This window comes from Leclercia adecarboxylata, from assembly GCF_006171285.1.
GTDB classification, from domain to species: Bacteria; Pseudomonadota; Gammaproteobacteria; order Enterobacterales; family Enterobacteriaceae; genus Enterobacter; species Enterobacter barmai.
This window is the reverse complement of sequence record NZ_CP040889.1, coordinates 471,137-492,872: the sequence shown is the minus strand read 5'-3', so window position 1 is coordinate 492,872 and position 21,736 is coordinate 471,137. Positions and strand designations below refer to the sequence as shown.

General features: G+C 59.6%; 19 protein-coding genes. 16 read left to right on the top strand and 3 right to left on the bottom strand.

The window, feature by feature from the left end; all coding sequences use genetic code 11:
* Nucleotide 1: 1 nt before the first annotated feature.
* The 8 genes from nuoG to nuoN all read left to right on the top strand — a co-directional run bounded on the left by nuoG (nt 2) and on the right by nuoN (nt 10,115).
* On the top strand, nt 2-2,728 hold the full coding sequence (nuoG, locus tag FHN83_RS04120) for an NADH-quinone oxidoreductase subunit NuoG (protein WP_138369860.1): 2,727 nt from the start codon (nt 2-4) through the stop codon (nt 2,726-2,728).
* Nucleotides 2,725-3,702 (top strand): NADH-quinone oxidoreductase subunit NuoH, encoded by a 978-nt coding sequence (nuoH, locus tag FHN83_RS04115; protein ID WP_039030977.1) that lies wholly within the window; start codon nt 2,725-2,727, stop codon nt 3,700-3,702. The genes nuoG and nuoH overlap by 4 nt, the downstream gene beginning before the upstream one ends.
* A 14-nt stretch (nt 3,703-3,716) precedes the next feature.
* On the top strand, nt 3,717-4,259 hold the full coding sequence (gene nuoI, locus FHN83_RS04110) for an NADH-quinone oxidoreductase subunit NuoI (RefSeq protein ID WP_003861491.1): 543 nt from the start codon (nt 3,717-3,719) through the stop codon (nt 4,257-4,259).
* An 11-nt stretch (nt 4,260-4,270) separates the two neighbouring features.
* Complete coding sequence (gene nuoJ, locus FHN83_RS04105) at nt 4,271-4,825, top strand: NADH-quinone oxidoreductase subunit J (protein WP_039030978.1); 555 nt, start codon at nt 4,271-4,273, stop codon at nt 4,823-4,825.
* Nucleotides 4,822-5,124, top strand: a complete 303-nt coding sequence (gene nuoK / locus FHN83_RS04100) for an NADH-quinone oxidoreductase subunit NuoK (protein ID WP_032612773.1) — start codon at nt 4,822-4,824, stop codon at nt 5,122-5,124. Before nuoJ ends, nuoK begins: the two co-directional genes overlap by 4 nt.
* Nucleotides 5,121-6,962 (top strand): NADH-quinone oxidoreductase subunit L, encoded by a 1,842-nt coding sequence (nuoL, locus tag FHN83_RS04095; protein ID WP_138369861.1) that lies wholly within the window; start codon nt 5,121-5,123, stop codon nt 6,960-6,962. Before nuoK ends, nuoL begins: the two co-directional genes overlap by 4 nt.
* A gap of 159 nt (nt 6,963-7,121) precedes the next feature.
* Nucleotides 7,122-8,651 carry an NADH-quinone oxidoreductase subunit M gene (gene nuoM, locus FHN83_RS04090; RefSeq protein ID WP_039030980.1) on the top strand — a complete coding sequence of 510 codons (1,530 nt, stop codon included), beginning with the start codon at nt 7,122-7,124 and terminating at the stop codon, nt 8,649-8,651.
* 6 nt (nt 8,652-8,657) lie between these two features.
* Nucleotides 8,658-10,115 (top strand): NADH-quinone oxidoreductase subunit NuoN, encoded by a 1,458-nt coding sequence (gene nuoN / locus FHN83_RS04085; RefSeq protein ID WP_039030981.1) that lies wholly within the window; start codon nt 8,658-8,660, stop codon nt 10,113-10,115.
* A 100-nt stretch (nt 10,116-10,215) separates the two neighbouring features.
* Here the strand turns inward: nuoN and FHN83_RS04080 are convergent, their stop codons facing one another.
* Together FHN83_RS04080 and rnz are read right to left on the bottom strand one after the other, a co-directional pair.
* Nucleotides 10,216-11,220 carry a chemotaxis protein gene (locus tag FHN83_RS04080; RefSeq protein ID WP_039030982.1) on the bottom strand — a complete coding sequence of 335 codons (1,005 nt, stop codon included), beginning with the start codon at nt 11,218-11,220 and terminating at the stop codon, nt 10,216-10,218.
* Nucleotides 11,221-11,286: 66 nt separating this feature from the next.
* Complete coding sequence (rnz, locus tag FHN83_RS04075; RefSeq protein ID WP_139563296.1) at nt 11,287-12,204, bottom strand: ribonuclease Z; 918 nt, start codon at nt 12,202-12,204, stop codon at nt 11,287-11,289.
* Between the two features lie 73 nt (nt 12,205-12,277).
* On the opposite strand from rnz, the gene FHN83_RS04070 reads away from it, so the two are divergent.
* From FHN83_RS04070 to menE, 8 genes are all read left to right on the top strand, one after another.
* Nucleotides 12,278-12,739: a GNAT family N-acetyltransferase gene (locus FHN83_RS04070; RefSeq protein ID WP_139563295.1), complete on the top strand. Its 462-nt coding sequence runs from the start codon at nt 12,278-12,280 to the stop codon at nt 12,737-12,739.
* Between the two features lie 62 nt (nt 12,740-12,801).
* Nucleotides 12,802-13,107 (top strand): stress response protein ElaB, encoded by a 306-nt coding sequence (gene elaB / locus FHN83_RS04065; RefSeq protein WP_039030985.1) that lies wholly within the window; start codon nt 12,802-12,804, stop codon nt 13,105-13,107.
* A 99-nt stretch (nt 13,108-13,206) separates the two neighbouring features.
* The gene (gene menF, locus FHN83_RS04060) at nt 13,207-14,502 is read left to right on the top strand and encodes an isochorismate synthase MenF (protein ID WP_139563294.1); all 1,296 of its coding nucleotides are present in this window, start codon (nt 13,207-13,209) and stop codon (nt 14,500-14,502) included.
* Between the two features lie 88 nt (nt 14,503-14,590).
* Nucleotides 14,591-16,261: a 2-succinyl-5-enolpyruvyl-6-hydroxy-3-cyclohexene-1-carboxylic-acid synthase gene (menD, locus tag FHN83_RS04055; protein ID WP_139563293.1), complete on the top strand. Its 1,671-nt coding sequence runs from the start codon at nt 14,591-14,593 to the stop codon at nt 16,259-16,261.
* Complete coding sequence (gene menH / locus FHN83_RS04050) at nt 16,258-17,034, top strand: 2-succinyl-6-hydroxy-2,4-cyclohexadiene-1-carboxylate synthase (protein ID WP_139563292.1); 777 nt, start codon at nt 16,258-16,260, stop codon at nt 17,032-17,034. The genes menD and menH overlap by 4 nt, the downstream gene beginning before the upstream one ends.
* Nucleotides 17,031-17,888: a 1,4-dihydroxy-2-naphthoyl-CoA synthase gene (gene menB, locus FHN83_RS04045; RefSeq protein WP_138369868.1), complete on the top strand. Its 858-nt coding sequence runs from the start codon at nt 17,031-17,033 to the stop codon at nt 17,886-17,888. The genes menH and menB overlap by 4 nt, the downstream gene beginning before the upstream one ends.
* Nucleotides 17,888-18,853 (top strand): o-succinylbenzoate synthase, encoded by a 966-nt coding sequence (gene menC, locus FHN83_RS04040; RefSeq protein ID WP_139563291.1) that lies wholly within the window; start codon nt 17,888-17,890, stop codon nt 18,851-18,853. Before menB ends, menC begins: the two co-directional genes overlap by 1 nt.
* Nucleotides 18,850-20,211 (top strand): o-succinylbenzoate--CoA ligase, encoded by a 1,362-nt coding sequence (gene menE / locus FHN83_RS04035; RefSeq protein ID WP_139563290.1) that lies wholly within the window; start codon nt 18,850-18,852, stop codon nt 20,209-20,211. The genes menC and menE overlap by 4 nt, the downstream gene beginning before the upstream one ends.
* Here menE and FHN83_RS04030 read toward each other — a convergent pair whose 3' ends face one another.
* The gene (locus FHN83_RS04030) at nt 20,212-21,726 is read right to left on the bottom strand and encodes a tripartite tricarboxylate transporter permease (RefSeq protein WP_039030992.1); all 1,515 of its coding nucleotides are present in this window, start codon (nt 21,724-21,726) and stop codon (nt 20,212-20,214) included. It lies immediately after the preceding gene.
* Nucleotides 21,727-21,736: the final 10 nt, after the last annotated feature.

Below are 21,736 nucleotides of genomic sequence, written 5' to 3'. Positions count from 1 at the left end.
AATGGCTACGATTCATGTAGACGGCAAAGAATACGAGGTGAACGGGGCGGACAACCTGCTACAGGCATGTCTCTCTCTGGGCCTTGATATTCCGTATTTTTGCTGGCATCCGGCGCTGGGGAGCGTCGGTGCTTGCCGCCAGTGTGCGGTGAAGCAATATCAAAACGCGGAAGACACGCGTGGTCGCCTGGTGATGTCCTGTATGACGCCAGCCACCGAAGGAACCTTTATTTCCATCGACGACGCGGAAGCAAAACAGTTCCGTGAAAGCGTGGTGGAGTGGTTGATGACCAACCACCCGCACGATTGTCCGGTTTGTGAAGAGGGCGGTAACTGCCACCTTCAGGATATGACCGTGATGACCGGCCACAGCTTCCGTCGCTATCGCTTTACCAAGCGTACCCACCGCAACCAGGATCTGGGGCCGTTCATCTCTCACGAAATGAACCGCTGCATCGCCTGCTACCGCTGCGTGCGTTACTACAAAGACTACGCTGACGGCGAAGATCTGGGCGTGTATGGCGCACATGACAACGTCTACTTCGGTCGTCCGGAAGATGGCACCCTGGAAAGCGAATTCTCCGGTAACCTGGTCGAAATCTGTCCGACCGGCGTCTTCACCGACAAAACGCACTCCGAGCGTTACAACCGTAAGTGGGACATGCAGTTTGCGCCAAGCATCTGCCAGCAGTGCTCCCTTGGCTGTAACACCAGCCCGGGTGAACGTTACGGCGAACTGCGTCGTATCGAAAACCGTTACAACGGTACCGTTAACCACTACTTCCTCTGCGACCGCGGTCGTTTTGGCTATGGCTATGTGAACCTGAAAGACCGTCCGCGTCAGCCGGTTCAGCGTCGTGGCGACGACTTCATCACCCTGAACGCCGAGCAGGCGATGCAGGGCGCAGCCGATATTCTGCGCCAGTCGAAGAAAGTGATCGGTATCGGCTCCCCGCGCGCCAGCATCGAAAGCAACTTCGCGCTGCGTGAACTGGTGGGGGCGAATAACTTCTACACCGGTATCGCCGAAGGCGAGCAGGAACGTCTGCAGCTGGTGCTGAAAGTGTTGCGCGAAGGCGGGATCCATACCCCGGCGCTGCGCGAAATCGAATCTTACGATGCGGTTCTGGTGCTGGGCGAAGATTTAACCCAGACCGGCGCTCGCGCTGCCCTGGCGGTTCGCCAGGCGGTGAAAGGTAAAGCACGTGAAATGGCAGCGGCGCAGAAAGTGGCTGACTGGCAGATTGCGGCGATCCTCAACATCGGTCAGCGCGCCAAGCATCCTCTGTTTGTGACGAACGTCGATGACACCCGTCTGGATGATATCGCAGCATGGACCTACCGTGCGCCGGTTGAAGATCAGGCCCGCCTTGGCTTTGCGATTGCCCACGCGCTGGATAACAGTGCTCCGGCCGTTGAAGGTCTGGATCGCGATCTGCAGAACAAGATCGATGTGATCGTGCAGGCTCTGGCCGGTGCGAAAAAACCGCTGATCGTTTCCGGTACTAACGCCGGTAGCGCAGAGATCATTGAAGCGGCTGCAAACGTTGCCAAAGCCCTGAAAGGCCGCGGTGCGGACGTTGGCGTGACCATGATTGCCCGTGCGGTAAACAGCATCGGTCTGGGCATGATCGGCGGCGGCTCTCTGGAAGCGGCGTTAAGCGAACTGGAATCCGGTTCCGCTGACGCCGTTGTGGTGCTGGAAAACGACCTGCATCGCCATGCCTCTGCGGCCCGCGTTGACGCTGCGCTGGCAAAAGCGCCGCTGGTGATGGTTATCGACCATCAGCGCACCGCAATTATGGACAAAGCGCATCTGGTGCTCTCTGCGGCAAGCTTTGCAGAAAGCGACGGTACCGTTATCAACAACGAAGGCCGTGCCCAGCGCTTCTTCCAGGTTTATGACCCGGCGTACTACGACAGCAGCATTGTGATGCTGGAGAGCTGGCGCTGGCTGCACTCCCTGCACAGCACCGTGCTGAGCCGCGAAGTGGACTGGACCCAGCTCGACCACGTGATCGACGCTGCCGTCGCCGCACTGCCGCAGCTGGCAGGCATTAAAGATGCCGCGCCGGAAGCGAGCTTCCGTATTCGCGGTCAGAAACTGGCGCGTGAACCGCACCGCTACAGTGGCCGTACCGCAATGCGCGCCAACATCAGCGTGCACGAACCGCGCCAGCCGCAGGACAAAGACACCATGTTCGCCTTCTCTATGGAAGGGAACAACCAGCCGTCTGCACCGCGTTCGCAAATCCCGTTCGCATGGGCACCAGGCTGGAACTCCCCGCAGGCATGGAACAAGTTCCAGGCTGAAGTGGGCGGTTCTCTGCGCCACGGCGATCCGGGCGTGCGCCTGATCGAAGCGTCTGAAACCGGTCTCGAGTTCTTCTCTACCGTTCCGGCAAGTTTCCAGGCCGAAGAGGGCAACTGGCGGATTGCGCCGTACTACCATCTGTTCGGTAGCGACGAAATGTCCCAGCGTTCCCCGGTCTTCCAGACCCGTATGCCGCAGCCGTACATCAAGCTCAACCCGGCGGATGCCGCGAAGCTTGGCGTTAACGCGGGCGCGAACATCAGCTTTAGCTACGAAGGCCAGACAATCAGCCTGCCGCTGATTCTCTCTGAAGGTCTGACGGCAGGGCAGGTGGGTCTGCCGATGGGTATGCCTGGCATCGCGCCGGTCCTGGCGGGTGCACGTCTTGATAACCTGCAGGAGGCAAAAGCATGAGTTGGTTAACGCCCGATCTTATCGACATCCTGCTGAGCATCCTGAAAGCGGTTGTTATTCTGCTGGTGGTCGTCACCTGCGGCGCGTTCATGAGCTTTGGTGAACGTCGTCTGCTCGGTCTGTTCCAGAACCGTTACGGACCGAACCGCGTGGGCTGGGGTGGTTCACTCCAGCTGGTCGCGGACATGATCAAGATGTTCTTTAAAGAGGACTGGATCCCGCGCTTCTCGGATCGCGTGATCTTTACTCTGGCACCGATGATCGCCTTTACCTCGCTGCTGCTGGCGTTTGCTATCGTTCCGGTGAGCCCGACCTGGGTTGTGGCTGACCTGAACATCGGGATCCTGTTCTTCCTGATGATGGCAGGCCTCGCGGTGTACGCGGTGCTGTTCGCGGGCTGGTCCAGTAACAACAAATACTCCCTGCTGGGTGCGATGCGTGCTTCCGCGCAGACGCTGAGCTACGAAGTGTTCCTGGGTCTCTCCCTGATGGGCGTGGTGGCGCAGGCCGGTTCATTCAACATGACCGACATCGTCAACAACCAGGCCGACATCTGGAACGTCATTCCGCAGTTCTTTGGTTTTGTCACCTTTGCTATCGCCGGTGTGGCGGTGTGTCACCGTCACCCGTTTGACCAGCCAGAAGCCGAGCAGGAACTGGCCGATGGTTACCACATTGAATATTCCGGTATGAAGTTCGGTCTGTTCTTCGTGGGCGAGTACATCGGTATCGTCACCATTTCCGCGCTGATGGTAACGCTGTTCTTTGGTGGCTGGCATGGCCCGTTCTTACCGCCGTTCATCTGGTTCGCGCTGAAAACCGCGTTCTTCATGATGATGTTCATTTTGATTCGCGCAGCATTACCGCGTCCGCGTTATGACCAAGTAATGTCCTTCGGCTGGAAAGTGTGCCTGCCGCTGACGCTCGTCAACTTGTTGGTAACGGCGGCTGTCATTCTCTGGCAGCAGCCATAAGGGGCTTTAAGATCATGACCTTGAAAGAATTATTGGTAGGCTTTGGCACCCAGGTACGCAGTATCTGGATGATCGGCCTGCACGCGTTTGCAAAACGCGAAACCCGGATGTACCCGGAAGAGCCGGTATATCTGCCGCCGCGCTACCGTGGCCGTATCGTGCTGACGCGCGATCCGGACGGTTCGGAGCGCTGCGTTGCCTGTAACCTGTGTGCGGTAGCCTGTCCGGTAGGCTGTATCTCTCTGCAGAAAGCAGAGACGGTAGACGGTCGCTGGTATCCGGAGTTCTTCCGCATCAACTTCTCACGCTGCATCTTCTGTGGTCTGTGTGAAGAAGCGTGCCCCACCACGGCGATTCAGTTGACCCCGGATTTCGAACTGGGCGAATACAAGCGTCAGGACCTGGTGTACGAGAAAGAGGATCTGCTGATTTCCGGTCCGGGCAAATACCCGGAATATAACTTCTACCGGATGGCGGGTATGGCAATCGACGGCAAAGATAAGGGCGAAGCAGAGAACGAAGCCAAGCCTATCGACGTCAAGAGCCTGTTACCGTAAGGAGAGGGGCAATGGAATTCGCTTTTTATATCTGTGGCCTGATCGCCATCCTGGCTACGCTGCGAGTGATTACGCACACCAATCCGGTGCATGCGCTGCTCTATTTAATCATTTCGCTGCTGGCTATTTCCGGGGTGTTCTTTGCGCTGGGCGCACACTTTGCCGGTGCGCTTGAAATCATCGTTTACGCCGGGGCCATCATGGTTCTGTTCGTCTTCGTGGTGATGATGCTGAACCTGGGCGGGTCTGAAATTGAGCAGGAACGTCAGTGGCTGAAGCCGCAGGTGTGGATTGGTCCGGCAATTCTGTCGGCCATCATGCTGGCGGTGATCGTTTACGCCATTCTGGGTGTTAACGACCAGGGTATCGACGGGACGCCAATCAGCGCCAAAGCAGTGGGTATCTCCCTGTTTGGTCCTTACGTTCTGGCGGTTGAACTGGCCTCTATGCTGCTGCTGGCAGGTCTGGTCGTCGCTTTCCACGTGGGTCGCGAAGAGCGCATGGGTGAAGTGCTGAGCAACCGCAAGGACGACAGCGCGCAAAGAAAAACGGAGGATCGCGCATGATCCCTTTACAACACGGACTGATCCTCGCCGCGATTTTATTCGTGCTGGGCTTAACCGGTCTGGTTATCCGCCGCAATCTGCTGTTTATGCTGATTGGCCTGGAGATCATGATCAACGCTGCCGCGCTGGCCTTTGTGGTTGCCGGTAGCTACTGGGGCCAGACCGATGGTCAGGTGATGTACATTCTCGCCATCAGCCTCGCGGCTGCGGAAGCGAGTATTGGCCTGGCGCTGTTGCTGCAGCTCCATCGTCGCCGCCAGAACCTGAACATCGATTCAGTAAGTGAGTTGCGTGGATGAACATGCTTGCCTTAACCATTATTTTTCCGCTGATCGGCTTTTTGCTGCTGGCGTTTTCTCGAGGCCGCTGGTCTGAGAATCTCTCCGCCACCGTCGGTATTGGCTCCATCGGCCTTGCGGCGCTGGTGACCGCGTATGCGGGGATCGACTTCTTAAATAGCGGACGTGAGCCTTTCAGCGTTCCGCTGTGGACCTGGATGTCAGTCGGTGATTTCAACATCGGTTTCAACCTGGTGCTGGATGGTCTCTCGCTGACCATGCTCTCCGTGGTGACCGGCGTGGGCTTCCTGATCCACATGTTCGCCTCCTGGTATATGCGCGGTGAAGAGGGTTACTCCCGCTTCTTCGCCTACACCAACCTGTTTATCGCCAGCATGGTGGTTCTGGTGCTGGCCGATAACCTGCTGCTGATGTATCTCGGCTGGGAAGGCGTGGGTCTGTGCTCTTATCTGCTGATCGGTTTCTACTACACCGATCCGAAGAATGGCGCAGCGGCCATGAAAGCGTTCGTCGTGACCCGTGTGGGTGACGTCTTCCTCGCCTTCGCGCTGTTCATTCTTTACAACGAGCTGGGCACGCTGAACTTCCGCGAGATGGTGGAACTGGCGCCGGCGCACTTCGAAGCAGGCAACAACATGCTGTGGTGGGCAACCCTGATGCTGCTCGGTGGTGCTGTGGGTAAATCCGCACAGCTGCCGTTGCAGACCTGGCTTGCCGACGCGATGGCGGGTCCAACCCCTGTCTCCGCGCTGATCCACGCCGCGACCATGGTGACCGCCGGTGTTTACCTCATTGCGCGTACCCACGGCCTGTTCCTGATGACGCCGGAAATCCTGCATCTGGTGGGTATCGTCGGTGCGGTTACCCTGGTGCTGGCAGGCTTTGCCGCGCTGGTTCAGACCGACATCAAACGCGTTCTCGCTTACTCCACCATGAGCCAGATTGGTTACATGTTCCTGGCGCTGGGCGTTCAGGCCTGGGATGCGGCGATTTTCCACCTGATGACGCACGCGTTCTTTAAAGCGCTGCTGTTCCTCTCGTCCGGTTCGGTGATCCTCGCCTGCCATCACGAGCAGAACATCTTCAAGATGGGCGGTCTGCGCAAATCCATTCCGCTGGTTTACGTCTGCTTCCTGGTCGGCGGCGCGGCGCTGGCGGCACTGCCGCTTATCACCGCGGGCTTCTTCAGTAAGGACGAAATCCTTGCGGGCGCCATGGCGAATGGTCATATCAATCTGATGGTTGCAGGTCTGGTCGGTGCGTTTATGACCTCTCTGTACACCTTCCGTATGATTTTCATCGTCTTCCACGGTAAAGAACAAATTCACGCTCACGCAGGGAAGGGGATCACCCACCACCTGCCGCTGATTGTGCTGCTGGTCCTGTCCACCTTCGTTGGCGCGATGATTGTGCCACCGCTGCAGGGCGTACTGCCGGCAACAACCGAGCTTGAGCACGGTCGCGTTCTGACGCTTGAAATCACCTCCGGTGTGGTCGCTATCGCGGGCATCCTGATTGCAGCATGGCTGTGGCTGGGCAAACGTACCCTGGTCACTGCGGTTGCCAACAGTGCGCCGGGCCGTCTGCTGGGCACCTGGTGGTACAACGCGTGGGGCTTCGACTGGCTGTACGACATGATCTTCGTGAAACCGTTCCTCGGCATTGCGTGGCTTATCAAGCGCGATCCGCTGAATAGCATGATGAACATCCCGGCGATCCTTTCCCGCTTTGCAGGTAAAGGCCTGCTGTTCAGCGAGAACGGCTATCTGCGCTGGTATGTGGCGTCCATGAGCATCGGTGCGGTTGTCGTGCTGGCGCTGCTGATGGTGTTGCGATAGTGGTTTTGCCCGGTGGCGCTGCGCTTACCGGGCCTACGAGACCGTAGGTCGGGTAAGCGTGAGCGCCACCCGACACCACAAACCGCACTAACGCGTGAATTTTGTCGAATTCGTTGAAAATCGGTCCCTTAGGGACTTTAAAAAGGAATGCAAATCGCCATGTTACTACCCTGGCTAATATTAATTCCCTTTATCGGTGGGTTCCTGTGCTGGCAGACCGAACGCTTTGGCGTGAAGATGCCGCGCTGGATTGCGCTGATCACCATGGGATTGACGCTCGCGCTTGGCCTGCAACTCTGGTTGCAGGGCGGCTATTCACTCACCCAGTCTGCGGGCATCCCGCAGTGGCAGTCTGAATTCATTCTGCCGTGGATCCCACGCTTCGGTATTACGATCCATCTGGCGATTGATGGTCTGTCGCTGCTGATGGTGGTGCTGACCGGTCTGCTCGGCGTTCTGGCGGTGCTGTGCTCCTGGCGAGAAATCGAAAAATACCAGGGCTTCTTCCACCTGAACCTGATGTGGATCCTGGGCGGCGTTATCGGCGTGTTCCTTGCCATCGACATGTTCCTGTTCTTCTTCTTCTGGGAGATGATGCTGGTGCCGATGTACTTCCTGATCGCGCTGTGGGGCCATAAGGCGTCCGACGGTAAAACGCGTATCACGGCGGCAACCAAGTTCTTCATCTATACCCAGGCGAGTGGTCTGGTGATGCTGATTGCCATCCTGGCGCTGGTGTTCGTGCACTACAACGCGACCGGCGTCTGGACCTTCAACTATCAGGACCTGCTGAAGACCCCGATGTCCCACGGCGTGGAATATCTGCTGATGCTGGGCTTCTTTATCGCGTTTGCGGTGAAAATGCCGGTGGTTCCGCTGCACGGCTGGCTGCCGGATGCGCACTCCCAGGCACCAACGGCGGGTTCCGTTGACCTGGCAGGCATCCTGCTGAAAACCGCGGCCTACGGCCTGCTGCGTTTCGCGCTGCCGCTGTTCCCGAATGCCTCCGCAGAGTTTGCGCCAATTGCCATGTGGCTGGGTGTGATCGGTATCTTCTACGGTGCCTGGATGGCCTTCACGCAGTACGACATCAAGCGTCTGATTGCTTACACCTCCGTTTCCCACATGGGCTTCGTGCTGATTGCTATCTACACCGGCAGCCAGCTGGCGTACCAGGGCGCGGTCATCCAGATGATTGCTCACGGTCTGTCCGCAGCCGGTCTCTTCATCCTGTGTGGTCAGCTGTACGAACGTCTGCACACCCGTGACATGCGTCAGATGGGCGGCCTGTGGGGCAAGATGAAGTGGCTGCCAGCGATGTCGATGTTCTTCGCGGTGGCGACGCTGGGGATGCCGGGTACCGGTAACTTCGTCGGCGAATTCATGATCCTGTTCGGCAGCTTCAAAGTGGTTCCGGTGATCACCGTCATCTCTACCTTCGGTCTGGTGTTCGCTTCGGTTTACTCGCTGGCGATGCTGCACCGCGCTTACTTCGGTAAAGCGAAGAGTGAAATCGCTGCTAAAGAACTGCCGGGGATGTCGCTGCGCGAGCTGTTCATCATCCTGCTGCTGGTCGTACTGCTGGTGCTGCTGGGCTTCTTCCCTCAGCCGATTCTGGATACCTCGCACTCCGCGATGGGTAATATCCAGCAGTGGTTTGTTAATTCTGCTTCTACTACAAGGCCGTAAATCGCCATGACAATAACTCCACAACAACTGATTGCGCTGCTACCGCTGCTGATCGTCGGATTGACGGTGGTGGTTGTGATGCTCTCCATTGCGTGGCGACGCAATCACTTCCTGAATGCCACGCTGGCGGTTCTGGGTCTGAACGCTGCGTTAGTCTCCCTCTGGTTTGTTGGCCAGGCGGGAGCGATGGACGTCACGCCGCTGATGCGCGTTGACGGCTTCGCTATGCTCTACACCGGGCTGGTGCTGTTAGCCAGCCTGGCGACCTGTACCTTTGCTTACCCGTGGCTGGAAGGCTACAACGACAACAAAGAAGAGTTTTACCTGCTGGTTCTGATTGCTGCCCTTGGCGGTATTCTGCTGGCCAATGCCAACCATCTGGCGGCGCTGTTCCTCGGCATCGAGCTGATCTCTCTGCCGCTGTTCGGCTTGATTGGTTACGCCTTCCGCCAGAAGCGCTCTCTGGAAGCGAGTATCAAGTATACGATCCTGTCTGCTGCTGCTTCGTCCTTCCTGCTGTTTGGTATTGCGCTGATCTACGCTCAGTCCGGTAACCTCTCTTTCGAAGCGCTCGGCAAGAGCCTCGGCGACGGCATGCTGCACGAGCCGCTGCTGCTGGCGGGTCTGGGCATGATGATCGTGGGCCTCGGCTTTAAACTCTCTCTGGTTCCGTTCCACCTGTGGACGCCAGACGTTTACCAGGGTGCTCCGGCGCCGGTATCCACCTTCCTGGCGACGGCGAGCAAAATCGCTATCTTCGGCGTGGTGATGCGTCTGTTCCTCTACGCACCGGTTGGCGAGAGTGAAGCGGTTCGCGTGGTGCTGGGCATTATCGCCTTCGTCTCCATCATCTTCGGTAACCTGATGGCGCTGAGCCAGACCAACATCAAGCGTCTGCTGGGCTACTCCTCCATCTCCCATCTGGGCTATCTGATGGTGGCGCTGATTGCCCTGCAGAGCGGCCAGATGTCCATGGAGACCGTCGGTGTCTACCTGGCCGGTTACCTGTTCAGCAGCCTCGGCGCTTTCGGCGTGGTGAGCCTGATGTCCAGCCCGTACCGTGGCCCGGATGCAGATTCCCTGTTCTCCTACCGTGGTCTGTTCTGGCACCGTCCGATCCTCTCTGCGGTGATGACGGTGATGATGCTCTCTCTGGCGGGTATCCCGATGACGCTGGGCTTTATCGGTAAGTTCTACGTGCTGGCAGTGGGTGTGCAGGCGGGTCTGTGGTGGCTGACGGCGGGTGTCGTTATCGGCTCCGCGATTGGTCTCTACTACTACCTGCGCGTTGCCGTGAGCCTGTACCTGAGCGCGCCTTCGCAGCTCAACCGCGATGCGCCGGGCAACTGGCAGTACAGCGCCGGCGGTATTGTGGTGCTGATCTCCGCGCTGCTGGTACTGATCTTCGGTATCTATCCGCAGCCGCTGATCACCATCGTGCAGCACGCGATGCCGCTGATGTAAAAACAAAAACCCGCCTCGGCGGGTTTTTTTATTGCCGGGTGGCGCTGCGCTTACCCGGCCTACAAGACCGTAGGCCCGTGCAAGCGAAGCGCCGCCGGGCTTAAGCCAACTGCTTACGGCTAATCAACGGCCCGTCGATTTTCTTTGTTGCCCGCTCCAGCACCTCTTCAATCACCGACGACAGCTCGTTCAGCTCGAACTTCGCCACGTAGCCGTCAGCTTTCACCTTGCGGATATGGTCTTCGTTGGCATTACCGGAAAGCGAGGAGTGGATCACCACCGGAATGTCCTTCAGGATGGCGTCGGTTTTGATCTTGCGCGTCAGGGTAAAACCGTCCATCTCCGGCATCTCGAGATCGGTGAGCACCAGCGCGATCTTATCGGTGATCGGCACGCCTTCCGCCTGCGCCTGCGCCGACAGCACGCCAATTTTCTCCCACGCCTCTTTGCCGGTAATGTGCATCAGCGCCGGGATCTCCATCGCCTGCAGCCCTTTTTCCAGCATTGATCGCGCCACTTTAGAGTCTTCCGCCACAATTGCCACCGCACCTGGCTTGATATTGAATTTGGTGGTTTTCAGATCGGTCGCATGCAGATCGTGGTTGGCCGGGGTGATGTCATAGAGGATCTGCTCCACGTCCAGCACCATCGCCAGATCGTTGGTATCGGTCTTCTCGTCCAGGCAGGCAATACTGGTGATATAGCGTCCGCTGACGGCGGTTTCCGCCGCATGCACCTGCTTCCAGTCCAGTCGCATGATGTTCTCAACCGACTCCACGGCAAAGGCCTGGACGCTACGGGCGTACTCGGTGATCAGCAGAATGTTAAGGCCGGTGGTGGGCTTGCAGCCTGCCACCGCGGCCAGATCGATGACCGGGATCACCTGATCGCGAATGTTGACCATACCCATCAGCGGCGACTTCATCCCCGCCGGTTTGGTGAATGCTGGCATGGGCACAATCTCGCGAAGCTTAAAGACGTTGATGCCGAACAGCTCAGATTTGTTTTCATTCAACGAGGTGCCCAGACGAAACAGCAGCAGCTCAAAACGGTTCGACAGGGTAAGATTTGCCCTGTCATCAATGTCTTTCTGGAAGTTATCCATGTTTGCCCCTAAGTGAAAAATACCTGCCTGGTTTGGTTATCGGCAGTTTCGGGGAAAACCAGAGCATTAAACGCGCACTGTAGCAAAATCTTCTGCGAGCCGGGTGTCGGCAAACACGGTGCGGCACTCGGCCAGCAGCATGGCGCAGCCTTCGGCGTCATAGCGGGAGCTGACGTGGGTGACGATCAGTTTTTTGACCTGCGCATCCCGGGCAAGCATGGCCGCCTGACGCGTCGAGCTGTGGCCGCGGCTGTTGGCCTTCTCCTCCATCGCACTCTCAAGGGTGGCCTCATGCACCAGCAGATCAACCCCGCTTGCCAGCGCAAGGGCGTTCTCGCAGGGAGCGGTATCCCCGAATATAGCCAGCTTTTTACCGGGGCGGGGCGGGGAGAGATAGTCGGCGCCGTTGATCGTCCGGCCATCTTCCAGGGTCACGCTTTCACCGCGTTTCAGCTGCTGGAACAGCGGGCCGAAAGGCACGCCAGCCGCAACGAGCGCCGCACCATCCAGCGCGCCGGGTTTATCGCACTCCTCAATGCGAAAGCCGTAACACTCTACGGGGTGATTGAGCGCCGCGGCGGTCACGGTATAGGCATCATCACTGAACACCACTCCCGGTTTGATCTCAATAATCTCGAGGGGATAGTCAGTCCACGAGCCGCTGATCCGCAGGCTGGTTTCGACAAACTCCCGGATACCGGGCGGGCCGAAAATGGTCAGCGGGTGAATATTGCCCGCCATTGAGCGGCTACACAGCAGCCCCGGCAGGCCAAAAAGGTGGTCGCCGTGCAGGTGGGTAATGAAGATTTTATTCAGCTTGCCGGGATGGGTGGCGGTGCGCAGCAACTGATGCTGCGTGCCTTCGCCGCAGTCAAACATCCACAGTTCGCTGCGGGTGGGGTGCTGTAGATCCAGCACCAGGGATGTGACGTTGCGCGTACGGGTCGGCACGCCAGCGGATGTTCCTAAAAAAAGCAGCTCCATAATGCACTAAGCCTCTGCGCCGGGGACGAAAAGTCATTAGTATAACGGCTACCTATACGATAAGGAGACCTCAATGATCCAGTGGCAAGATCTGCACCATAGCGAGCTGACCGTTCCTGCGCTTTACGCCTTACTTCAACTGCGCTGCGAGGTGTTTGTGGTAGAACAAACCTGCCCTTATCAGGACATTGACGGCGACGACCTGGTGGGAGAGAACCGCCACATCCTCGGCTGGAGAGATAACCAGCTGGTGGCGTATGCGAGGATTCTGAAAAGCGACGATGATTTTTCCCCGGTTGTGATTGGCCGCGTCATTATCAGCCCCCTGGCGCGGGGCGAAAAGCTCGGCTACGCCCTGATGGAGCAAACGCTTCGCTCCTGTCAAAACCACTGGCCGAACAAGGCCTTATACCTGGGGGCACAGGCCCATCTGCAGGCGTTTTACAGCCATTTTGGTTTTATCCCGGTGACCGAAATTTACGATGAAGACGGCATACCGCATGTCGGGATGGCGAAAGAGGAACAACAAGCGTAACAGGCGGAATTGGCAGGCATTGTCTATAGTTATCGAACTGATGCAACCACATGGAGAACACTATGTCTTTTCAATCATCGGATAACCATGTTGATGACGATCTGACCCTGCTGAGTGAAACCCTGGAAGAGGTCTTACGCTCTTCCGGCGATCCGGCCGATCAGAAATACGTTGAGCTTAAAGCGCGTGCTGAGCAGGCTCTGCATGATGTGAAAACGCGCGTTGGCCATGCGTCCGATCAATACTATTACAGGGCCAAAAAAGCGGTCTACCGTGCGGATGATTATGTCCGTGAAAAACCATGGCAGGGGATTGGCGTAGGCGCCGCCGCTGGTCTGGTGTTGGGTATTCTGCTCGCCCGCCGTTAACAACACAGCACGAAGGCTTCTCCCTGCCAAATCGGGGGTACTGCTTTTTCTGATAAGTACCCCTTATAATGTGAGGTTTTTGAGCTGGGAGAAGTTCGCGTGCACTCGATTTCCACCGCGCTGGAAGGTCTTTGCCATCAGTTAGCTGCTGATTTTCCCGAGGCGCCTGGCCTGCATTGTCTCGATGTCTCCTTTCCCCTGAATGATGCGTTCGACCCGCTCGGCTGGCTGAATGCCCAGCAACTCTACCCGCAGTTCTACTGGCAGCAGCGCAATGGCGATGAAGAGTACGCCGCGCTGGGGGCGATAAAGCATTTCCCCTCGTTATCCGCTGCCCGTCAATTTTTGCACTTGTATCCGCACGCGCCCGATCTTCGGGTGGTTGGCGTTAACGCGTTCGATCCAGCCCAGGGCAGCCTGTTCCTGCCGCGTCTGCTGTGGCAGCGCTTCGGCGGAACCGCCACGTTGCGCCTGGTGCTCTGGAGCGACACTTCGTTAAAAACCGAGGCCATCCGCGCGCGGGAGTTTGTACGTTCCCTGGCGGAGAGCCAGCCGGTTGCCCCGGTGACGCAGACGGTGGTGAGCGAAACCCATCAGCCTGACAAAGCAGGCTGGCTGCAGTTAATCACCCGGGCGACAGACGCCATCGCCCGGGGGGAGTTCGATAAAGTGGTGCTGGCCCGGGCCACGGATCTGCAGTTTAACCAGCCGGTAAACCCTGCCGCGCTGATGGCGGCCAGCCGCCAGGTCAACTTCCAGTGCTACCACTTCCTGATGCGCAGCGATGCCAGCCAGGCGTTTCTCGGATCCTCACCGGAACGGCTGTGGCGGCGGCGCGCCATGCTGCTGCGCACCGAGGCGCTGGCCGGGACCGTTGCCAGCCATCCTGACGATGCCAGGGCCGCCCGCCTGGGGAACTGGCTGATGAACGACGATAAAAACCAGCGTGAAAACATGCTGGTGGTGGAGGACATCTGTCAGCGTCTGCAGCGTGATAACGGCGTGCTCGACGTGCTCCCGCCGCAAATCGTGCGGTTGCGTAAGGTTCAGCATTTACGCCGCTGCATCTGGACCACGCTGCAACAGCCGGACGATGAGCAGTGCCTGCTGCGCCTGCAACCCACGGCGGCAGTGGCCGGTCTGCCGCGCCAGGCGGCGTGGGAGTTCATCGCCCGCAATGAACCCTTCGACCGGGAGTGGTATGCCGGTTCTGCGGGTTATCTCTCGTTGGCGCAAAGCGAGTTCTGCGTGGCGCTGCGTTCGGCCAGGGTACAGGAGAACGCCGTTCGCCTGTATGCCGGGGCAGGGATCGTGAGCGGTTCCGACCCTGAACAGGAGTGGCAGGAGATTGAAAATAAAGCCGCCGGACTGCGCACTCTGCTCCTAAAGGATTAATACTGAGTCGTACATTCCCGATTCATATCAAAATTACATCTTTCTCTATTATTTATACTACGTCGCAATATTGATACCGGACAATTCCATGTCAGTGAGTTCATTTAACCGACGCTGGGCGGCGGTGATCCTTGAAGCCCTGACCCGCCATGGGGTCAGGCACGTTTGCATCGCGCCAGGTTCGCGCTCGACGCCGCTGACCCTGGCCGCTGCTGAAAACCGTGCCTTTATTCATCACACCCATTTTGATGAGCGCGGCCTCGGACATCTGGCGCTGGGGCTGGCAAAAGCCAGCGACGCGCCGGTGGCCGTCATTGTCACCTCCGGTACGGCCGTGGCGAATCTCTATCCCGCGCTGATTGAAGCCGGTCTGACCGGTGAAAAACTGGTCCTGCTCACCGCCGATCGCCCCCCGGAGTTAATTGACTGCGGCGCAAACCAGGCCATTCGCCAGCAGGGTATTTTTGCTTCCCATCCCTCTCAGACCCTGTCGCTGCCGCGCCCGACCCGGGATATTCCCGCCCGCTGGCTGGTCTCGACGGTGGATAACGCCCTGGGCGCGCTGCGTGCGGGTGCGCTGCACATTAACTGTCCGTTTGCCGAGCCGCTGTATGGCGAAATGGATGATACCGATCTTGACTGGCAGCAGGCGCTGGGCGACTGGTGGCAGAGCGATAAACCCTGGCTGCGCGCACCGGCGGAGCTTTCAAGCCCCATCCAGCGCGACTGGTTCTTCTGGCGGCAGAAGCGCGGCGTGGTGCTCGCGGGCAGGATGAGTGCCGAAGAGGGCAAACAGGTGGCCCAGTGGGCGCAACGGCTGGGCTGGCCGCTGATTGGCGACGTGCTCTCCCAGACCGGACAGCCGCTGCCGTGCGCCGATCTCTGGCTCGGCAACGCCAGGGCCGTCACCGAGCTGGAGCAGGCGCAGATTGTGGTGCAGCTTGGCAGCAGCCTGACGGGAAAACGCCTTTTACAGTGGCAGGCTACCTGCACGCCGGAAGAGTACTGGCTGGTGGATCCGCACGAAGGGCGGCTCGATCCCGCGCATCATCGCGGGCGTCGGCTGGTCTCCGGCGTGGCCGACTGGCTGGAACGGCATCCGGCGGAAAAACGCGCCCCCTGGGCAAGCGAAATCCCCGAACTCTCCCGCCAGGCCTGGGCGCTGACGGCGCAACAGAGCGACGCATTCGGCGAGGCGCAGCTGGCGCACCGCATCCATCGCTATCTGCCCGAACAGGGACAACTGTTTGTGGGCAACAGCCTGGTGGTGCGCCTGATTGACGCCTTCTCCCGCCTGCCGGCGGGCTATCCGGTGTTCAGTAACCGGGGGGCCAGCGGCATTGACGGGCTGATCTCCACTGCCGCCGGGGTTCAGCGCGCCAGTGCCCGTTCGACGCTGGCCATTGTCGGCGATCTGTCGGCGCTCTACGATCTGAATGCGCTGGCGCTGCTCCGTCAGGCCTCTGCGCCCTTTGTGCTGATGGTGATCAACAACAACGGCGGGCAGATTTTCTCCCTGCTGCCGACCCCGCAGAGCGAACGGGAACGCTTTTATCTGATGCCGCAAAACGTGCAGTTTGAACATGCCGCGGCGATGTTCAGCCTTAGGTATCAGCGCCCTGAGAGCTGGGATGAACTGGAGAGCGCGCTCAACACGGCGTGGAGCAAACCCGGCGCCACGCTTATCGAAGTGGTGGTGAACGACAGCGACGGGGCGCAGATGCTGCAAAACCTGCTGGCGCAGGTCAGCCACCTGTGATCCTCGCGGGAACGCAGCGTAAAGGTCAGGCGGATAAACCCTGGCTGGTGTTCCTGCACGGTTTTTCCGGCGATTGCCGCGAATGGCAGCTGCCGGGCGAGCATCTGGATGCGTATCCCCGGCTGTATCTCGATCTGCCGGGGCACGGCGAGTCGGCGTCCATTGCGGTGAGCGATTTCGATGACGTCAGTCGCCTGCTGGAACGCACCCTTATTAGTTACAACATACTCAACTACTGGCTGGTGGGGTACTCCCTCGGCGGCCGCATTGCACTGTATCACGCCTGCCAGCGGCCCGACGGGCTGCAGGGGCTGATCGTCGAGGGGGCGCATCCCGGTTTGAGTGATGAACATGCACGCGCCAGCCGCCGCGCCTCCGATGCCCACTGGGCGGCGCGTTTTCGCCAGGAGCCCCTGGAAGCGGTGTTTGCCGACTGGTATCAACAGCCGGTCTTTGCCTCGCTCACCCCGGCGCAGCGGGAGCAGCTGGTCGCTCTGCGTAGCCAGAATAACGGGACGACCCTGGCCGCGATGCTGCAGGCCACGTCCCTGGCAGAACAACCCGATTTACGGGCGGCGCTCGCTGAGAGCGCCGTCCCTTTTTTCTATCTCTATGGCGAGCAGGACCACAAGTTTCGGGATATTGCCCGGCAACTTTCTGCGATCCGCCATGAAATTCCTCACGCCGGACATAACGCCCATCGGGAAAACCCCGTTGCGGTGGCTGAGCGTCTGGCCCAGATACTCCGTCTTTCAACAAAGGACACTCTATGATCTACCCTGATGAAAACATGCTCTACGCACCGGTGGAATGGCAGGACTGCTCCGAAGGCTATACCGACATTCGCTACCACAAATCGGCGGACGGCATCGCTAAAATCACCATCAACCGTCCGGAAGTGCGCAACGCGTTTCGCCCGTTAACCGTCAAAGAGATGATCCAGGCCCTGGCGGATGCCCGTTATGACGACAACATCGGCGCGATCGTCCTGACCGGGGAAGGTGAGAAGGCGTTCTGCTCCGGTGGCGATCAGAAAGTGCGCGGCGACTACGGCGGATACCAGGACGATGCGGGCACGCACCACCTAAACGTGCTCGACTTCCAGCGCCAGATCCGCACCTGCCCGAAACCGGTTGTCGCGATGGTGGCGGGTTACTCCATTGGCGGTGGTCACGTCCTGCATATGATGTGCGACCTGACGATTGCCGCCGAGAACGCCATTTTCGGCCAGACCGGCCCGAAAGTCGGCTCCTTCGACGGCGGCTGGGGCGCGTCTTACATGGCCCGCATCGTCGGTCAGAAAAAAGCGCGTGAAATCTGGTTCCTGTGTCGCCAGTACAACGCCCAGGAAGCGCTGGATATGGGCCTGGTGAACACCGTGGTACCCATTGCCGACCTCGAAAAAGAGACCGTGCGCTGGTGTCGTGAAATGCTGCAAAACAGCCCGATGGCGCTGCGCTGCCTGAAGGCGGCCCTGAACGCCGACTGCGACGGTCAGGCCGGGCTGCAGGAGCTGGCGGGCAATGCCACCATGCTGTTCTACATGACCGAAGAGGGCCAGGAAGGACGTAACGCCTTCAACGAGAAGCGCCAGCCGGACTTCAGCAAATACAAACGGAATCCGTAATGCGTAGCGTGCAGATCTACCGCTGGCAGATACCGATGGACGCGGGTGTGGTACTGCGCGAGCGGCGGTTAAAAACCCGCGACGGTCTGTTCGTTTATCTGCAGCACGACGGACGGGAAGGGTGGGGAGAGATCTCCCCCCTACCGGGCTTCAGCCGTGAGTCGCTGGAAGACGCAGAAGCTGCCCTGCGGGCCTGGTGCATAGCCTGGCGTGACGGCGAAGAGCCGCGGCTGCCGGGCGTGGCGTCGGTGGATTTTGGCATCAGCTGTGCGCTGGCCGAGCTGGCTGGCCTTTTACCTGATGCGGCCAACTACCGCGCGGCACCGCTCTGTACCGGCGATCCCGATGAGCTGTTTGCTGTTCTCGCCGCGATGCCGGGCGAGAAAGTAGCGAAGATCAAGGTCGGCCTGTATGAAGCGGTGCGTGACGGCATGGTGGCGAACCTGCTGCTGGAGGCCATCCCGGATCTGCGCCTGCGCCTTGATGCTAACCGGGCCTGGACCCCGCTGAAGGCGCAGCAGTTTGCGAAGTACGTTAACCCTGCGTACCGGGATCGGATTGCCTTTCTGGAAGAGCCCTGCAAAACCCGCGCGGACTCGCTGGCATTTGCCCGTGAGACCGGGATCGCCATCGCCTGGGATGAAAGCCTGCGCGAGGACGATTTTGAATTCGCGGCCGAGCCGGGCGTCAGGGCAGTGGTGATCAAGCCCACGCTCACCGGCAGCCTCGCGAAGGTGCACGAGCAGGTAAAAGCGGCGCATGCCCTGGGGATGACGGCGGTGATCAGCTCGTCCATTGAGTCGAGCCTCGGTCTGTCCCAGCTGGCGCGCATTGCCGCGCAGTACACGCCGGATACCCTTCCTGGCCTGGACACCCTGAACCTGATGCAGGCGCAGCTGCTGCGCACCTGGCCGGGCAATGCCTTGCCATGTCTGGGCCGCGAGGCGCTGGAGCCGCTGCTATGACCTTTTCCGACTGGCCGTGGCGGCACTGGTGCGCGCATAAAGCCGATCGACCGGCGCTGCGGCTGAATGACGATGTGCTCACCTGGCATCAGCTCTGCGCGCGTATCGACAGCCTTGCCGCCGGGTTCCGGCATCAGGGTGTGGAGGACGGTGAGGGCGTCATGCTGCTCGCCTGTAACCACCCGCAGACGCTGCTGGCCTGGCTGGCGCTGCTCCAGTGCGGGGCGCGCATTCTGCCTGTGAATCCCCAGCTTCCGGGACCGCTGCTGGACGTGCTGCTTCCGCAGATGACGCTGCGCCATGCGCTGGTGCTGGACGGCGCCTATGACGGCATCGCTTTACTTAGCCTCTCAGAGATGCCGGGTGAATATGCTGTCCCCTGGCAGCCGGAACGTCTGGCCTCCATGACGCTCACCTCCGGCTCGACGGGTTTGCCGAAAGCGGCGGTGCACACCTGTGCGGCGCATCTTGCCAGCGCAGAAGGGGTTCTGGCGCTGATGCCCTACAGCGATGATGACGACTGGCTGCTCTCCCTGCCGCTGTTCCACGTTTCTGGCCAGGGCATTTTGTGGCGCTGGCTGCAGGCTGGCGCGCGGTTAACCGTACGTGAAAAACAGCCGCTGGAGCAGGCGCTGCAGGGCTGCTCCCATGCTTCTCTGGTGCCGACCCAGCTCTGGCGTCTGCTTAATGCTCAGCATCAGGTTGCGCTGAAAGCCGTCCTGCTCGGCGGGGCGGCAATTTCTGTCGAATTAACGGAGAAGGCGCGTGAGCAGGGTATTCGCACTTTCTGCGGTTATGGTCTGACGGAGTTCGCCTCAACCGTCTGTGCGAAAGCGGCGGACGGCGAGCCGGACGTTGGCGCTCCGCTGCCCGGCAGGGAGGTGCAGGTTATTGACGGTGAGGTCTGGATCAGAGCGCAAAGTATGGCGGCAGGCTACTGGCGGGACGGGGCGTTACTCTCCCTGACGAATGCTCAGGGCTGGTTTGCCACCCGCGATCGCGGGGAGTGGCAAAACGGGCGCCTGACCATTTTAGGCCGCATGGATAATCTCTTTTTCAGCGGGGGAGAGGGGGTTCAGCCGGAAGCCGTTGAGCGGATCATCGCCACGCATCCGCAGATAAGCCAGGTGTTTATCGTTCCGCTGGACGACGCCGAGTTCGGGCAGCGTCCGGTCGCGGTGGTGGAGTGTGAGCCGGGAACCGATATTGCCCGCCTCCCTGACTGGATCCGGGGCAGGGTGGCGCGCTTTGAACAGCCGGTACACTGGCTGGCATTGCCCGCTGAGCTAAAAAATGGCGGGATTAAAATCTCCCGCCAGGCGTTAAAACAGTGGGTCAATGCCCTGCTGAGAGGCTAATCAACCAATATCCGGCTGCGGCTTGCGCTGACGGCGGCGCACCAGACGCAGAACCGGCGGCACCACGATCACCATAATCGCCATCGCCAGCAGGATCTTCGTCACGCTGCTTTCCCACAGGATCGCCATATTGCCGTTGCTGATGGAGAGGGCGCGGCGCAGGTTCTGCTCCAGCATTTCCCCTAACACAAACCCTAAGATCAGCGGCGACATCGGGAAGTGCATCTTGCGCAGGATGTACCCCAGCACGCCGAGCAGCACCATCAGCACCAGGTCGAAGGTGGTGCTGTGCACCGCGTAGACCCCAACCGCAGAGACGGCTGCAATGGCGGGCACCAGGAACCACAGGGGAATGGTCAGCATGCGGGTGAAGAGGCCGATCAGCGGGATGTTCATCACCAGCAACATCACGTTGGCGATCAGCAGCGCCGCAATCAGACCCCAGACAATATCCGGCTGCTCGGTAAACATCGCCGGACCCGGGGTGATGTTATAGAGCGTCAGCGCGCCCATCATCACCGCCGTGGTACCGGAACCCGGCACGCCGAGCGTCAGCATCGGGATAAACGAACCGCAGGCCGAGGCGTTGTTTGCCGCTTCGGGCGCCGCCACACCGCGAATATCGCCTTTGCCGAAGCTGTCGCTGTTACCGCTCAGCTTTTTCTCGGTCATGTAGGTGATAGCACTGGCGATGGTCGCCCCCGCGCCGGGCAGAATGCCGACGAAGAAACCAATTACCGACGAACGCAAGGTGGCGCCGATACACTGCGCACCCTCTCTGGCGTTAAAAATCATGCGGCCGGTTTTGCGGACCAGCGTCTGCCCGCTGCTGGTATGTTCCAGCATCAGTAAAATTTCAGAGACCGAGAACAAGCCAATCACCACGACGATAAACTGCACGCCGTCGGACAGGTGAACGCTGTCGAAGGTAAAGCGATACACCCCGGTGTTAGCATCCACGCCGACGGTGGCTAAGCCTAAGCCAATCAGCGCGGATAAAAACGACTTCAGCGGATTCTGCGCCATCATGCTGCCGAGGCAGGCGATGGCGAACACCATCAGCGCAAAATATTCAGCCGGACCAAACGCCAGCGACCACTGGGCCAGCGCCGGAGCAAACAGGATGATGCCGCCGATGGCAATCAGCGACCCGAAGAACGAGCTGACCGCCGAAATGGAGAGCGCCACCCCGCCGCGTCCCTGCTGCGCCATCGGATAACCGTCCAGCGCGGTCATGATGGCGGCAGCGTCGCCGGGCACGTTAAGCAGTATCGACGAAATACGCCCCCCGTACTCGCAGCCGATGTAAACCGTCGCCAGCAGGATCAGCGCCGACTCTGCGGGCAGGTGCAGGGCAAAGGCCAGCGGCAGCAGGATCGCCACGCCGTTGATGGGCCCCAGGCCCGGCAGCAGGCCGACAATGGTCCCGACGAAACAGCCGATCAGGGCAATGACCAGGTTTTCCGGGGTCATCGCTACCGCGAACCCCTGAGAGAGATAAATCCAGGTATCCATAGCGTGCTCC

Excerpts from the sequence above, each read along its gene's own strand:
- nuoG (WP_138369860.1), top strand. The coding sequence starts at position 2 with ATGGCTACGATTCATGTAGACGGCAAAGAATACGAGGTGAACGGGGCG.
- nuoH (WP_039030977.1), top strand. The coding sequence starts at position 2,725 with ATGAGTTGGTTAACGCCCGATCTTATCGACATCCTGCTGAGCATCCTG.
- nuoI (WP_003861491.1), top strand. The coding sequence starts at position 3,717 with ATGACCTTGAAAGAATTATTGGTAGGCTTTGGCACCCAGGTACGCAGT.
- nuoJ (WP_039030978.1), top strand. The coding sequence starts at position 4,271 with ATGGAATTCGCTTTTTATATCTGTGGCCTGATCGCCATCCTGGCTACG.
- nuoK (WP_032612773.1), top strand. The coding sequence starts at position 4,822 with ATGATCCCTTTACAACACGGACTGATCCTCGCCGCGATTTTATTCGTG.
- nuoL (WP_138369861.1), top strand. The coding sequence starts at position 5,121 with ATGAACATGCTTGCCTTAACCATTATTTTTCCGCTGATCGGCTTTTTG.
- nuoM (WP_039030980.1), top strand. The coding sequence starts at position 7,122 with ATGTTACTACCCTGGCTAATATTAATTCCCTTTATCGGTGGGTTCCTG.
- nuoN (WP_039030981.1), top strand. The coding sequence starts at position 8,658 with ATGACAATAACTCCACAACAACTGATTGCGCTGCTACCGCTGCTGATC.
- FHN83_RS04080 (WP_039030982.1), bottom strand. The coding sequence starts at position 11,220 with ATGGATAACTTCCAGAAAGACATTGATGACAGGGCAAATCTTACCCTG.
- rnz (WP_139563296.1), bottom strand. The coding sequence starts at position 12,204 with ATGGAGCTGCTTTTTTTAGGAACATCCGCTGGCGTGCCGACCCGTACG.
- FHN83_RS04070 (WP_139563295.1), top strand. The coding sequence starts at position 12,278 with ATGATCCAGTGGCAAGATCTGCACCATAGCGAGCTGACCGTTCCTGCG.
- elaB (WP_039030985.1), top strand. The coding sequence starts at position 12,802 with ATGTCTTTTCAATCATCGGATAACCATGTTGATGACGATCTGACCCTG.
- menD (WP_139563293.1), top strand. The coding sequence starts at position 14,591 with ATGTCAGTGAGTTCATTTAACCGACGCTGGGCGGCGGTGATCCTTGAA.
- menB (WP_138369868.1), top strand. The coding sequence starts at position 17,031 with ATGATCTACCCTGATGAAAACATGCTCTACGCACCGGTGGAATGGCAG.
- menC (WP_139563291.1), top strand. The coding sequence starts at position 17,888 with ATGCGTAGCGTGCAGATCTACCGCTGGCAGATACCGATGGACGCGGGT.
- menE (WP_139563290.1), top strand. The coding sequence starts at position 18,850 with ATGACCTTTTCCGACTGGCCGTGGCGGCACTGGTGCGCGCATAAAGCC.
- FHN83_RS04030 (WP_039030992.1), bottom strand. The coding sequence starts at position 21,726 with ATGGATACCTGGATTTATCTCTCTCAGGGGTTCGCGGTAGCGATGACC.